Annotated in this window: 11 protein-coding genes and 1 pseudogene; 11 read left to right on the top strand and 1 reads right to left on the bottom strand. The window is 71.6% G+C overall.

The genetic code is table 11. The features are described from left to right. Nucleotides 1-59 precede the first annotated feature (59 nt). The 11 genes and pseudogenes from metH to CRM89_RS09050 all read left to right on the top strand — a co-directional run. A complete protein-coding gene (metH, locus tag CRM89_RS09095) occupies nucleotides 60-3,656 on the top strand; it encodes a methionine synthase (RefSeq protein WP_098083741.1) in 3,597 nt (1,198 codons plus the stop codon). 252 nt (nucleotides 3,657-3,908) lie between these two features. Continuing rightward, the gene (locus tag CRM89_RS09090; protein WP_098083740.1) at nucleotides 3,909-5,531 is read left to right on the top strand and encodes a serine/threonine-protein kinase; all 1,623 of its coding nucleotides are present in this window, start codon (nucleotides 3,909-3,911) and stop codon (nucleotides 5,529-5,531) included. 142 nt (nucleotides 5,532-5,673) lie between these two features. Continuing rightward, nucleotides 5,674-6,786, top strand: coding sequence for a hypothetical protein (locus CRM89_RS09085; protein WP_098083739.1), 1,113 nt, complete (start codon nucleotides 5,674-5,676; stop codon nucleotides 6,784-6,786). Nucleotides 6,787-7,020: 234 nt separating this feature from the next. Next, nucleotides 7,021-7,692 (top strand): HAD family phosphatase, encoded by a 672-nt coding sequence (locus CRM89_RS09080; RefSeq protein WP_011209722.1) that lies wholly within the window; start codon nucleotides 7,021-7,023, stop codon nucleotides 7,690-7,692. A 129-nt stretch (nucleotides 7,693-7,821) separates the two neighbouring features. Next, entirely contained in the window at nucleotides 7,822-8,682 is an 861-nt protein-coding gene (locus CRM89_RS09075) for an arpA protein (RefSeq protein ID WP_098083738.1), read from the top strand. Nucleotides 8,683-8,714: 32 nt separating this feature from the next. After that, a complete protein-coding gene (locus CRM89_RS09070; RefSeq protein WP_172964465.1) occupies nucleotides 8,715-9,536 on the top strand; it encodes a class I SAM-dependent methyltransferase in 822 nt (273 codons plus the stop codon). A 34-nt stretch (nucleotides 9,537-9,570) separates the two neighbouring features. Next, the gene (locus CRM89_RS09065; RefSeq protein WP_098083737.1) at nucleotides 9,571-11,391 is read left to right on the top strand and encodes a choline/carnitine O-acyltransferase; all 1,821 of its coding nucleotides are present in this window, start codon (nucleotides 9,571-9,573) and stop codon (nucleotides 11,389-11,391) included. Between the two features lie 80 nt (nucleotides 11,392-11,471). Continuing rightward, nucleotides 11,472-11,735 carry a phosphoribosyl-ATP diphosphatase gene (locus tag CRM89_RS09060; protein ID WP_011209718.1) on the top strand — a complete coding sequence of 88 codons (264 nt, stop codon included), beginning with the start codon at nucleotides 11,472-11,474 and terminating at the stop codon, nucleotides 11,733-11,735. A gap of 45 nt (nucleotides 11,736-11,780) precedes the next feature. After that, entirely contained in the window at nucleotides 11,781-12,632 is an 852-nt protein-coding gene (gene hisG / locus CRM89_RS09055) for an ATP phosphoribosyltransferase (RefSeq protein WP_011209717.1), read from the top strand. Nucleotides 12,633-12,758: 126 nt separating this feature from the next. Beyond that, a complete protein-coding gene (locus CRM89_RS31975) occupies nucleotides 12,759-12,893 on the top strand; it encodes a hypothetical protein (protein WP_255266247.1) in 135 nt (44 codons plus the stop codon). Next, nucleotides 12,893-13,330: pseudogene (locus CRM89_RS09050) on the top strand (putative sulfate exporter family transporter); the annotation flags it as partial. The gene CRM89_RS31975 and the pseudogene CRM89_RS09050, both read left to right, overlap by 1 nt. Before the next feature lie 20 nt (nucleotides 13,331-13,350). On the opposite strand, the gene CRM89_RS09045 reads toward CRM89_RS09050, so the two are convergent. Then, entirely contained in the window at nucleotides 13,351-14,259 is a 909-nt protein-coding gene (locus tag CRM89_RS09045; RefSeq protein ID WP_011209715.1) for a RecB family exonuclease, read from the bottom strand. Nucleotides 14,260-14,312: the final 53 nt, after the last annotated feature.

Genomic DNA, 14,312 nt, shown 5'->3' with positions numbered 1-14,312 from the left:
GCCGACCGCCGGTGGACGCAGCTGCCGGGTTGTCGGAGGCGGCCACTACGCTGGTAGCCATGTCTGTGTCCAAATCCGCCGGGTTCGATACCACCCTTCTCGACACGCTGCGTCGGCGTGTCGTCATCGGCGACGGTGCGATGGGCACGATGCTGCAGGCCGTCGATCTCACCCTGGACGATTTCCGCGGGCTGGAGGGCTGCAACGAGATCCTCAACGAGACCCGCCCCGACGTGCTGCGCGCCATCCACCGCGCCTACTTCGAAGCGGGCGCCGACGCCGTGGAGACCAACACCTTCGGCTGCAACCTGTCGAACCTGGGCGACTACGACATCGCCGACCGCATCCGCGATCTGTCCGAACGCGGCACCCGGCTGGCCAGGGAGGTCGCCGACGAGATGGGGCCGGGCCCCGACGGCACCCCCCGCTACGTCCTCGGCTCGATGGGGCCGGGCACCAAGCTGCCGACCCTCGGCCACGCGCCCTACACCGCGCTGCGCGACGCCTACGTCGAGTCCGCGCTCGGCATGCTCGACGGCGGCGCCGACGCCATCCTCATCGAGACCTGCCAGGATCTGCTGCAGGTCAAAGCCGCCGTCACCGGCAGCAGGCGCGCGATGGAGCTGGCGGGCCGCCGGATCCCGATCATCACCCACGTCACCGTGGAGACCACCGGCACCATGCTGGTGGGCAGCGAGATCGGCGCGGCGCTCACCGCGCTCGAGCCGCTCGGCATCGACGTCATCGGCCTGAACTGCGCGACCGGTCCCGACGAGATGAGCGAGCACCTGCGGCACCTGTCCAAGCACGCCACGGTGCCGGTCTCGGTGATGCCGAACGCCGGCCTGCCGGTGCTGGGGCCGAACGGCGCGGAGTACCCGCTCACGCCCGAGGAGCTGGCGGTCGCGCTGCGCGGGTTCGTCAGCGAGTTCGGGCTGGCGCTGGTGGGCGGCTGCTGCGGCACCACGCCCGAGCACATCCGGCAGGTCGCCGAGGCGGTGCGCGAGGTGGAGGCCACGCTGCCGCCGCCCGAGCAGCGCCGGTCGCCCGAACCCGAGCCCGCCGTGTCGAGCATGTACACCTCGGTGCCGTTCGCGCAGGACGCCTCCGTCCTGATGATCGGCGAGCGCACCAACGCCAACGGCTCCAAGGCTTTCCGCGAGGCCATGCTGGCCGAGGACTGGCAGAAGTGCCTCGACATCGCCAAGGACCAGACCCGTGACGGCGCGCACATGCTCGACCTGTGCGTCGACTACGTCGGCCGCGACGGCACCAGGGACATGACCGAGCTGGCCAGCCGCCTGGCCACCTCCTCCACGCTGCCGATCATGCTCGACTCCACCGAGCCCGCCGTGCTGCAGGCCGGACTCGAGCACCTGGGCGGACGCTGCGCGGTGAACTCGGTGAACTACGAGGACGGCGCCGGGCCGCAGTCCCGGTTCCAGCAGATCATGCGCCTGGTCGCCGAACACGGCGCCGCGGTGGTCGCGCTGACCATCGACGAGGAAGGCCAGGCCCGCACCGCCGAGAAGAAAGTGGAGATCGCCGAGCGGCTGATCGCCGACATCACCGGCAACTGGGGCCTGGACGAGAGCGACATCATCATCGACACGCTCACCTTCACCCTCGGCACCGGGCAGGAGGAATCGCGGCGCGACGGTCTGGAGACCATCCAGGCCATCCGCGAACTCAAGCGCAGGCACCCGCGGGTGCAGACCACCCTCGGCCTGTCCAACATCTCCTTCGGCCTCAACCCCGCCGCCCGCCAGGTGCTGAACTCGGTGTTCATGCACGAGTGCGTGCAGGCCGGGCTGGATTCGGCGATCGTGCACGCCTCGAAGATTCTGCCGATGAGCCGCATCCCCGAGGAGCAGCGCACCACCGCGCTGGACCTGATCTACGACCGCCGCACCCCCGACTACGACCCGCTGCAGCAGCTGATGGCGATGTTCGAGGGCGTGTCCTCCTCGTCGTCGAAGGCCTCGCGCGCGGAGGAGCTCGCCGCGCTGCCGCTGTTCGAGCGGTTGGAGCGGCGCATCGTGGACGGCGAGAAGGCGGGCATGGAGGCCGACCTCGACGAGGCCATGCGCGAGGTGCCGCCGCTGCGGATCATCAACGAGACGCTGCTGTCGGGCATGAAGACCGTCGGTGAGCTGTTCGGCTCCGGGCAGATGCAGCTGCCGTTCGTGCTGCAGTCGGCCGAGGTGATGAAGGCCGCGGTGGCCTACCTGGAACCGCACATGGAATCGACCGACGATTCCGGCAAAGGCCGCATCGTGCTCGCCACCGTCAAGGGCGACGTGCACGACATCGGCAAGAACCTGGTCGACATCATCCTGTCGAACAACGGCTACGAGGTCGTCAACCTCGGCATCAAGCAGCCGATCACCTCGATCCTCGACGCCGCCGTCGACAAGAAGGCCGACGTCATCGGCATGTCCGGCCTGCTGGTGAAGTCGACCGTGGTGATGAAGGAGAACCTCGAGGAGCTCAACTCCCGCGGCGTGGCCGACCAGTTCCCGGTGCTGCTCGGCGGCGCCGCGCTGACCCGCGCCTACGTGGAGAACGACCTCACCGACGTCTACGAGGGCGACGTGCACTACGCGCGCGACGCCTTCGAGGGCCTGCGCCTGATGGACGAGATCATGGCGCGCAAGCGCGGCGAGGCGCCCGACCCGAACAGCCCGGAGGCCGTCGCCGAACGGGAGAAGGCGGCCGAGCGCAAGGCCCGCCACGAACGGTCCAAGCGCATCGCCGAGAAGCGCAAGGCCGCCGAGACCCCGGTGGAGGTGCCCGCCCGCTCGGACGTGGCCGCCGACCTGCCGGTGCCGGTGCCCCCGTTCTGGGGTACGCGGGTGGTGAAGGGTCTTGCGGTGCACGAGTATTCGGGGCTGCTGGACGAGCGGGCGCTGTTCCTGGGGCAGTGGGGTCTGCGCGGGCAGCGCGGCGGCGACGGACCCAGCTACGAGGAACTGGTCGAGTCGGAGGGACGGCCGCGGCTGCGCGCCTGGCTGGACCGGCTCGCCACCGAGGGTGTGCTCCAGCACGCCGCCGTGGTGTACGGCTATTTCCCGGCGGTGTCGGAGGGCGATGACGTGATCGTGCTCACCGAGCCGGAACCCGATGCGCCGCAACGGTATCGGTTCACCTTCCCGCGCCAGCAGCGGGACCGGTTCCTGTGCATCGCCGACTTCATCCGGTCGCGGGAGCTCGCCCGCGAAACCGGTCAGGTGGATGTGCTGCCGTTCCAGCTGGTGACGATGGGGCAGCCGATCGCCGACTTCGCCAACGAGCTGTTCGCCGCCGACAACTACCGCGACTACCTCGAGGTGCACGGCATCGGTGTGCAGCTCACCGAGGCCCTGGCCGAGTACTGGCACCGGCGCATCCGGGAGGAACTGGTGCTGGAGGGCCACGCGGTCGCCGAGTCCGATCCCGAGGACGTGCAGGAGTACTTCAAGCTCGGCTACCGCGGCGCGCGGTACTCCTTCGGCTACGGCGCGTGCCCCGACCTGGAGGACCGGGCCAAGCTGGTGGACCTGCTCGAGGCGGACCGGATCGGCGTGGTGCTCTCGGAGGAACTGCAGCTGCACCCGGAACAGTCGACCGACGCGTTCGTGCTCCTGCACCCGGAGGCCAAGTACTTCAACGCGTGAGCGGCCGGCGGCGGTAGCGCGGTCACGGCGTTGTGAGCGGGGCCACGGCGGCCGGTCCGCGCGGCGCGGCGCGGGTGGATGTCCGTCGGTGGGGTATGCCATTGTCGAAGGGTTGCAACTGCGTCCGGGGCAGTGGGCGGATGCCGTTCGTCCCACGGTCCCGGGGGCAAAGCACTTCGGCGCGTCCGCTTTTCGGTCATCGACGGGTCTGCGCGGCGGTGCGGTGAGGCTTGGCAGAAGGGGCACGACCACATGACGGCGGACCGGTTGATCGCTGGACGGTATCGGCTGGCCGAGCGGATCGGCACCGGCGCGATGGGCGTGGTGTGGCGCGCCACCGACGAGCGGTTGCAGCGGGTGGTCGCGGTCAAGCAGTTGTTGCTGGCGCCGGGTCTCACCCGGGAGCAGGCGCAGGATGCGAAGCAACGTGCCATGCGCGAGGGCCGCATCGCCGCCCGGCTGCACCATCCGCACGCCATCACCGTCTTCGATGTGGCCGAGGAAGACGGTCAGCCGTGGCTGGTGATGGAGTACATGCCCGCACCGAGTCTGGCCGCCGAGATCGCGGGCGGGCGCACGTTGCCGCCGCATCAGGTGGCCGACATCGGCGCGCAGGCCGCCGCCGCGTTGGCCGCCGCGCATGCCGCCGGGATCATGCACCGGGACGTGAAGCCGGCGAACCTGCTGGTCGGCAACGGCACCGTGAAGATCACCGATTTCGGTATCTCGCGGGCGGTCGGCGACGTCACGGTGACGGCGACCGGGTTTCTCGCCGGTACCCCCGCCTACCTCGCGCCCGAGGTGGCACGGGGGGAGGATCCCTCGCCCGCGTCGGACGTCTTCGCGCTCGGCGCGACGCTGTACGCGGCCGTGGAGGGCGCGCCCCCGTTCGGTGAGGGAGACAACCCGCTGGCCGTCCTGCACGCGGTGGCCCGCGGCGAGATACCGCCGCCCCGCCGGGCCGGACCGCTCGCGCCGGTGCTGATGCGGCTGCTCGCGGCCGATCCGGTGGCCCGGCCCAGCATGCCGGAGGCCGCCCGCGCGCTGGCCGATGTGGCCGCCGGGCGCACCCCGGCACTGGCGGCGGCGCCCGCCGCGACCAGGGTGATGCCGACCCCGGGGGCGGACTCGACCGCGGTGTTCGGTTCCGGCTCCGCCGCGGCCGGGTCGTCCGGGGTGGGTTGGTCCGGTGCGGGCGCGCGTCCCGCACCGGCACCCGGGTCCGGTCCGCGTCGCGGGCCGGTCGCACATTCCGGCCCGGTGTCCGCCGCACCCGGGACCGCCCCGGCTCCGGCGCGTCCCGCCGAGGCGGGCGGCGCGCGCCGTCCCACCCTGCTGCTGGTCGCCATCGCCGCGGTGGCCGTGCTCGCCCTCGCCGGGCTGCTGCTGGCCACCCGCGACCGGGACGGCGCCGACGACACCGCCGCCCCACCGGTCGCGACCCCGTCCGCCGCCCCGAACCCGGCCCCCGGCGGCGGCGCACCCCAGCCCGAGCCCCCGGCACCGTCCACGACGACGACCACGACCGCTACGACCACCACGACCACGCCGCCGACCACCACGACGACGACGCCACCGGCGGACGCGGCGAGCTTCGCCCGCACCTACTACGGGATGCTCCCCGGCGACATCGCCGGCGCCTGGTCCCAGCTCACCCCCGCCTATCAGGCCCAGACCGGCGGATTCGGGGCCTACTCCAGGTTCTGGTCCTCGATCCGGTCGGTCCGCGTCGACGCGGTCACGCCCACCGGGCCCGACACCGCCACCGTCGCCCTGACCTACACCACGGCCGACGGCACCGTCACCAGCGAAAACCGCTGGATCCGGGTGAGCACCGACGACGGCCGCACCCGCATCGCCGGCTCGGGCCTGTAAGCGGCGAACCCGGATCGCCCGGCGGGGTGCGCGGGTATCGTCGGGATGGCAGCACGACCATCCGCCGGTCGACGGCGGGGCGGGGGCGCGGCGAACCCGCGGCAGTGGACGAGAGCTCGACGGCACCAGGCTTGGAGGGCAGATGTTGCACACCGATATTCCGACGCGCGGCGAAATCCAGCGGCTGGTCGCGGAGACCGCCCCGTGGAGCGTGACGCTCTACACCCCGACCGAGATCGACACCGCGGCACCCGATGCCAACCGGATCGCCTTTTCGAACCAGGCGCGGGCGGCGCTGGACCAGGTCGAGGACCGCGCGGCCCGCGCGGCTCTGGCGGAGGAGTTCGACGACCTGATCGACGACGACGAGTTCTGGCGGTGGCAATCCACGTCGCTGGTGGTCCTCGGCACCCCGGACCGGGTGCGCACCTACCGGGTGCCCAACCGGCTGTCCGCCGGCGTGTTCGTCGGGGACCGCTTCCACATCAAGCCACTGCTGCGTGCCACCACCTTCCCGCAGACGGCCTTCGTGCTGGCCCTCGCCGAAGGTTCGGTGCGGCTGGTGGAGGTGAGCGGTGACGGCGGCGCCGCGGAGGTGCGGGTGCCCGAGTTGCCCTCGAGCGCGGCGGACCACGCGGGCAAGACCTCGCTCAGCGGCCGCGCGCCGAAGCGCCGCATCCAGGGCACCGAGGGCCGCAAGCTGCGCGTGCGGCAATACGCCAGGGCCATCGATCGCGCGCTGCGGGATGTGCTGGCCGGTCGCGGCGTGCCGTTGATCCTGGCCGCCACCGAGCCGATCGATTCGCTGTACCGCTCGGTCAACAGCTATCCGGAGTTGCTGGACGAGTCGATGCCGGGCAACCCCGAACAGCTCACCGATGCCGAACTCGGCGCCCGGGCGCGCGAGCTGCTCGACAAGTACTACGCCGACCAGCTCACCGCCGTGCGGGAACTGTTCGATCAGCGGGTCGGCGAGGGCCGTGCCGCCACCGATCTGGCCGACATCGCGCGCGCCGCCACCTTCGGCATGGTGGACACGCTGCTGGTCGACATCGACGCGACCGTGCCCGGCTCGATCTCCGCCGGCGGCGAGCTCACCGTCGGTGACGCGTCCGCCGACGGCGCGCCCGGCGTCGTGGACGAGATCTGCCGCCGCGTCATCCAGGCCGACGGCCGGGTGCTGGCCGTCCGATCCGACGACATGCCCGGCGGCGGCGCCGCCGCGGCCATCCTGCGCTACGCCCCGACGACCTGACATCCCGCATCCCGGCCCGGTCTAACCGCGACACCGGAAGCGCGGCAGCCCCACAGCCGCCCTGGAGCAAGGGCGCTGCCAACCCTGTGTGGCGCGCCTGCGCCGGTACGCCGACACCGGCGGACGCGCCGTGTGACGGCCGACACCGCCGCGCCGGCGCGCCGGCTTCGGCGCGGCGGCGGTCGATAGGGTGGGGGCGCCGGGGTGGTCCCGGAAACGAGGGAGAGGCGACGGATGACGGGGCGACTCGCCGCGGTCCTGTGGGATATGGACGGGACGCTGCTGGATTCGGAGAAGCTGTGGGACATCGCGGTGCGCGAGCTCGCGGTGGAGCTGGGTACCGAGATGACCGACGAGGTGCGCCACGCGCTGGTCGGGGCGTCGGGACCGAACGCGCTGCGCATCCTGTTCGACGGGCTGGGGGTGGATCCGACGACCGAGGCGTTGCGCGAGGCCGCCGACTTTCTCGAGCGCCGTGTCGGTGACCTGATGACCGGCCCCATCCCGTGGCGGCCCGGCGCGGCGGACGCGCTCGCGCTGGTGCGCGCGGCCGGGCTGCCCAGCGCGCTGGTGACCAACACGATCCGCTCGCTCACCGAGTTCGGCCTCGACACCCTCGGCCGCCACCACTTCGACGTCTCGGTCTGCGGTGACGAAGTCGCGGAGGGCAAGCCCGCCCCCGATCCCTACCTGCGGGCCGCCGAACTACTCGGCGTCGACCCGCGACACTGTGTGGCCGTGGAGGATTCGCCCACCGGCGCCCGCGCCGCCACCGCCGCGGGGTGCGCCGTCATCGTGGTGCCCTGTGAGGTGCCCGTGCCCGACGGTCCCGGCCGCGTGCTGCGCGAGTCGTTGATCGGGCTCACCGTCGACCACCTGCACCAGGCACTGCGTCGGGTTGCGTGACCACGTCCAATTCCAGACGGAAATGACTGTGCGGCAACACAACTGAGCCGTTGTCGCTGTGATCGTCTTCACCGGTGATCTTCGGTGAATCCCGGGCGTGTCCGACACGCCGTGCCCCAGAATGACGCCATGACAGCCACCGGCGTGTTGGACGAAATCGTCGACACCGCACGGTATCCGCTGGGGATGCCGGGCGGCAGGCAATGGGAGGAGGCGGTGGCGACCGCGCGCGCCGAACTGGCCGCGGACGGGTGCACGGTGCTGCGGGAGTTCATCCGCCCGGAACTGGTCGAGACCCTGCGCGCCCAGGGTGCGGCGATGGCCCCGCACGCCTACTACCGCACCGAGCGGGTCAACGCCTACAACATCCCGCTCGACACCGAGCTGCCGCCGGAACATCCCGGCCGGATCGTGCTCGATCGCGGCAACGCCTTCGTCCCCCGCGACCGGATCCCCGCCGACGCGCTCATCCACCGCCTCTACACCGATCCCTGCTTCCAGCGGTTCGTCGCGGACTGCTTCGGGCTGGAGCGGCTGCACGAATACGCCGACCCGCTGGCCGGGCTGTGCCTGAACGTGGTGGCGCCGGGCATGTCGCACCCCTGGCACTTCGACACCAACGAGTTCACCGTCAGCATGCTCACCCAGCTGCCCGACGAGGGCGGTGTCTTCGAATACTGCCCCGGCATCCGCACCCCGCACGACGAACGCTTCGACGACGTGCGCGCGGTGCTGACCGGGACCGGGGAGCGCCTGGTGCGCAGGCTGGAGCTGCGCCCCGGCGACCTGCAACTGTTCCAGGGCCGCTTCTCGCTGCACCGCGTGACATCGGTTTCCGGTGTCACCCAACGGCATTCGGCGATCTTCGCCTACACCGACCGTCCCGGTGTGATCGGCACCGTGGAACGCACCCGTCAGCTGTTCGGGCGGGTCCTGCCGGACCATCTCGCCGCGGCCGAGGCCGTGCGCGGCGACCGATTACTCGACTGAGCAAGCTCCCGACCGAAAGGAAACGAAGACACGTGCCAGTGCCGTTACACACCACCGGGAAAGCCTCCTTCGACGACATCTACGACCGTCCCGATCCCCGCGCGTACTACACCCGGATGTCCGCCCTGGACTATCGGATACCGGAACTGGCGAAACCGTTCTTCGAGCAGCAGATCCGGGAGTATCGCGCCTCGGCCCGCACCGACACTCCCACCGTGCTCGACATCGGCTGCTCCTACGGGGTGAACGCCGCGCTGCTGCGGTTCGACACCACCATCGCCGACCTCGCCGCCCACTACGCCGGCGCGGGTGATCTCGACCCCGCCGCGCTCGCCGCCCGCGACCGTGCCCGGCTCACCGAGTACGACGCCTGGCCCGGGGTGCGCTTCCTCGGCGTCGACGCCTCCCGGCCCGCGCTGAACTACGCCGCCGCGGCCGGCCTGCTGCACGAGGTCGTGCACGCCGACCTGGAGGCGGCCGATCCCACCGACGACCAGCGCGCCCTGCTCGCGCGGGCCGACCTGGTCGTGTCCACCGGCTGCATCGGCTACGTCACCGAGAAGACCCTGGTCCGGATCGCCACCGCGCATCCGCGGCGGCGACCCTGGATGGCGCACTTCGTGCTGCGCATGTTCGATTTCGGGCCGATCGCCGCGGAACTCGACGCGCTGGGCTACCGCACCGAACAGGTGCCCGGCCTGTTCCGGCAGCGCCGCTTCGCCGCACCGGCCGAGCGCGACCACGTGCTGGCCACCCTGGCCGATCACGGGATCGACACCCGGGGCCACGAGAGCGAAGGATGGCTGTACGCGAGCCTGTTCGTCTCGCGGCCCGATCCCGCCGCCCGCGCCTGAGCCCGTTCCCACCCCCGACCTCGAGGAAACCGACTTGACCGAACGCACCTTCGCCGCCGAGGACCACCTGCCCCGGGTACCGCTGCCCACGCTGGAGGCCAGCTGCGAACGCTTCCTGCAGTGGTGTTCGCCGCTGCTCACCGCCGAGGAACTCGCCACGACCCTGGCCGCGGTGGACGAGCTGCTGCGTCCCGGTGGGCCCGGCCGCACCCTGCACGCGGCGCTGGCGGAGTACGACGCCACCCCCGGCGTCGGCAGCTGGCTCGACCAGTTCTGGCCGTCGCGTTACCTGGGCCGCCGCGACCGGATCGCGCTGAACGCGAACTTCTTCTTCCTCTTCCGCGACGACACCGCGCTGGCGACCTCCACCCCCGCCGATCAGGTCGCGCGCGCGGCGGCCATCGTCCTGGCCGCGGTCGACTACAAGCTCGCCCTCGACCGCGAGGAGATCCCACCCGCCACCCAGCGCGGGCAGCGGCTGTCGATGTGGCAGAACAAGTACCTGTTCTCCGAGACCCGCATCCCGGGCGCCGAGCAGGACACCGTGCGGGTGCCCTACAGCGACGACTGGCCCGGCCACTCCCAGGAACGCCACATCGTGGTGTTCCACCGCGGCAACGCCTTCCGTCTCGATGTGCTCGGTCCGGGCGGCGTGCCGTACTCGCTCGACGACCTGGCCGACGGCCTGCGTGCCGTGCTCAAGGCGGGCGCCAAGGCCGCCCCCACCGACGCCGCCGTCGGCCACCTCACCACCGAGGCGCGCGCGGACTGGGCGGCCGACCGCGCGGCCCTGCGTGCCGAACCCGCCAACGTCGCCGCGCTGGACACCATCGAGACCGCGCTGTTCTGCCTCTGCCTGGAAGACGTCGCCCCGCGCGACCAGCTGCACGCCTGTGACCAGCTGCTGCACGGCGACAGCGGCAACCGGTGGTTCGACAAGTCGGTGTCGTTCATCGTCTTCGCCGACGGCAGCGCGGGCATCAACGTCGAGCACTGCGGGCTCGACGGCACCACCATCCTGTCGTTCGTCGACATCCTGCTCGAGACCCCCGCCGCCGCGCACGCCGAATCGGCGGGCGCGCAACCGCAGGGCCTGCCCGCGGTGGAGCCGATCGAGTTCGTGCTGAACACCGATCTGCGGGCCCGGATCGCCGCCGCGGCACAGGATTTCGCCGAGTACGCCGCCGCGAACGCCACCACCACGGTGTCCTTTCCCGATTTCGGCACCACCCGCGCCAAGCGGCTCGGCATCTCCCCGGACGCCTTCGCCCAGCTGAGCTACCAGCTGGCGCACCGGCGCAGCAAAGGGCTCACCGGGGCGACCTACGAGTCCATCGCCACCCGGCAGTACCGCAACGGCCGCACCGAGGCCATGCGGGTGGTCACCCCGGAGATGATCGCCTTCGTCGACGCCATGCAGGACGGCACCGCCGACCGCGCCACCCGGCTGGCCGCCGCCCGCACCGCCGCCGACGCCCACGTGGCGCGGGCCAAACAGTGCCAGGCCGGCGACGCCCCCGAACAGCACCTGTGGGAGCTGCAGTGGATCCAGCGGCGCCGCGGCGCCGAGCTGGGGGTCACCGAGCCGATCGCGCTCTACGACAGCCCCGGCTGGACGATCATGCGCGACGACTACCTGAGCACGAGCTCCGCGCCCTCGGTCAACATCGAGTACTTCGGGTTCGGTTCCACCAGCTCGCGCTGCATCGGCGTCGCCTACGTGCTGCTGCCGGACCGCTGGAATCTCTACCTGGCCACCCCGGCGGCGGTCGCCGACCAGATGCACGCGTTCGCCGGACACCTGCGCACCGCGGTGGCCGAACTGGCCGAGCTGCTCGAGCCCGACGCCCACTGACCGCCGACGGCCGCCGCCGGTCCCCGACCGGTGGCGGCCGATCGTCGCCGCGCTGCCGGGGTCTGAGAGAATGACCCCCCGTGAAGACTTTCGAAACCCTGTTCGCCGAGCTGCAGGACCGTGCCGCCACCCGCCCCGAGGGATCCGGCACCGTGGCCGCCCTGGACGCCGGCGTGCATGCCCAGGGTAAGAAGGTGCTCGAGGAGGCCGGCGAGGTGTGGCTGGCCGCCGAACACGAGAGCGACGAATCGCTGGCCGAGGAGATCTCCCAGCTGCTGTACTGGGTGCAGGTGCTGATGGTCGGGCGGGGGTTGAAGCTCGAGGACGTGTACCGACATCTGTGACGGTCCCGCCCTCCGCTTCCCACACTCTCCCGAAAGGACCCCGTCATGCTGCGCGTCGCAGTCCCCAACAAAGGCGCACTGTCCGAATCCGCGACCTCGATCCTGAGCGAGGCCGGGTACCGCAAGCGCACCGACTCCCGCGACCTGAGCGTGCTCGACCCGGAGAACCAGGTCGAGTTCTACTTCCTGCGTCCGAAGGACATCGCCGTCTACGTCGGCTCCGGCGAGCTCGACCTCGGTATCACCGGCCGTGACCTGGCGCTGGATTCCGGCGCACCGGTGCAGGAGCGGCTCGCGCTCGGCTTCGGCCGCTCCACCTTCCGCTACGCCGCGCCGGCCGGCCGGGAGTGGAAGGTCGAGGACCTCTACGACAAGCGGATCGCCACCTCCTATCCGAACCTGGTGCTGAGCGACCTGCGCCGCCGCGGCATCGAGGCCGAGGTCATCCGGCTCGACGGCGCGGTGGAGATCTCCATCCAGCTCGGCGTCGCCGACGCCATCGCCGACGTGGTGGGTTCGGGCCGCACGCTGCGCCAGCACAACCTGGTCGCCTTCGGCGAGACGCTGTGCGACTCGGAGGGGGTGCTCGTCGAGCGGGTCGGAGCCGACCGCGACGACCGCGCCCGCAACCAGCTCGTCGCCCGTATCCAGGGTGTCGTGTTCGCCCAGCAGTACCTGATGCTGGACTACGACTGCCCCAAGGAACTGCTCGACCAGGCGGTGCAGATCACCCCCGGCCTGGAGTCGCCGACGGTCTCTCCGCTGGCCGACGAGGGCTGGGTCGCGGTGCGCGCGCTGGTACCGCGCGGCAAGGGCAATTCGGTGATGGATCGGCTGGCCGACCTCGGCGCCAAGGCGATCCTGGCCACTGACATCCGGTCCTGCCGCGCGTTCTGACCGCCCAGGACAAACCGCGCCGCCACCCCGGGTCAACGGATCGATTCAGGCTGTTCGCAACCGGTGTGGCTGTCGGCTCGGCGTTGATACGGTGCGCCCCTCGATGAGGACCCCGAGGAGCACACCGTGTCACAGCATTCCCCCGGCGAGCCGCCGGAGAGCACCTTCACCTGGAACGAGGACTGGCTCGCCGCCGTCGTCGGGCTGACCCTGCTCGCGCTCGTCCTGCTCGGGGCGATCCCGGATTGGCTGGTGCCGTGATGGCCGAGCTCGACGCGCGCGCCGGCACGCCGGTGACTTCGGAAACCGATGCGGTACGCCAGGATTCGACCACGACGTGGCGCGGGATCGTCGCCGGGGTGGCGGTGGTGCTCGTGCTGGGGGCGCTGACCCGGTTCTTCGAGACGCAGGTGCCGCGGTGGGCCGACGGCACCCCCGTGCAGCAGGTGGCCAAGTCGATCGAGTACCCGGTGTACGCGATCGCGCTCGGGCTCGCCGGTGCGGCGATCCTGACGAAACTGGGCCTGCGCGAGCGACTTTCGGCCGGGTTCCGCACCGAGTTCTTCATCAAGACCGGCGTGGTGCTGCTCGGCGCCTCCATCAATCTGAAGATCCTGGTCACCGCGGCCGGCCCCGCCATCGTGCAGGCGCTGCTGCTGATCACCGTCGTGTTCGGGTTCACGTGGTGGTTCGGCGGCGCACCGCCGGTTGCCGCCGCTCAGTCGGCGACCGACTCGGCCAGTGTCTCGTCCGGGGACTCGCCGACCGTCTCGGGCCAGCCGGGATACTCCGGCGGCGTGCCGCCGTAGGCCGGGCACAGCGGCTTGTAGTCGCAGTACCCGCACAACCAGCTGGTGCTCGGCGGGAACTCGCCGGTGCGGCCCGCCTCCCGGATCGCCGTCCAGAGCGCGGCCAGGGTGCGCTCGAAGCGGTCGAGTTCCTCGGCATCGGGCGCGTAGGTGAGGATCTGGCCGTCGGCCAGGTAGATCAGCCGCAGCTGGGCGGGCAGGATGCCGCGGGTGCGCAGCACGACCAGGGCGTAGAACTTGAGCTGGAACAGCGCCTTGGTCTCCTGCGCGGGGCCCGGCGCGCGGCCCGTCTTGTAGTCGACCACCCGCAGCTCACCGGTGGGGGCGACGTCGATGCGGTCGACGAACCCGCGCAGCAGCACGCCGTCACCGAGCTCCACCTCCACCCGCGCCTCCCGTGACTCCGGCGAGAAACGGGTCGGGTCCTCGAGCCGGTAGTAGGTGTCGACCAGCGCGGCGACCTCGGCCAGGAAGGCCGCGGGCCCGTCCTCGGCGACCAGCTCGGCGATCTCCGGCCGTTCGGCCAGCACCCGCGCCCACGCCGGTTCGATCAACGCCGCGGCCCGGTCGCGGCCGCGCTCGGCAGCGGGCAGACCGTAGAGATCCTCGAGCACCGCGTGCACCACCGTGCCGCGCACGGCGTGCCGCGAGGGCGGCTCGGGGATGCGGTCGATGGCGCGCAGCCGGTACTTCAACGGGCACTGCTTGAAATCCATTGCCCGGGAGGGCGAGAGCGCGGGCCTGCGCGCGGGCTCCGGCGCGGCGGGCGCGGGCTGCGCGGCCGCCGTGGCAGGGGGTGTGGACACGGGCGCTGACATACCTGGCAGGCTATCCGGCGGCACCGACACCGACGGTGCACACGGGTCACACC

The sequence above is a fragment of the Nocardia sp. FDAARGOS_372 genome, from assembly GCF_002554515.1.
Taxonomy (GTDB): domain Bacteria; phylum Actinomycetota; class Actinomycetes; order Mycobacteriales; family Mycobacteriaceae; genus Nocardia; species Nocardia farcinica.
Note: the sequence above shows the minus strand (reverse complement) of the source record. Positions and strands in the feature narration are given on the sequence as shown.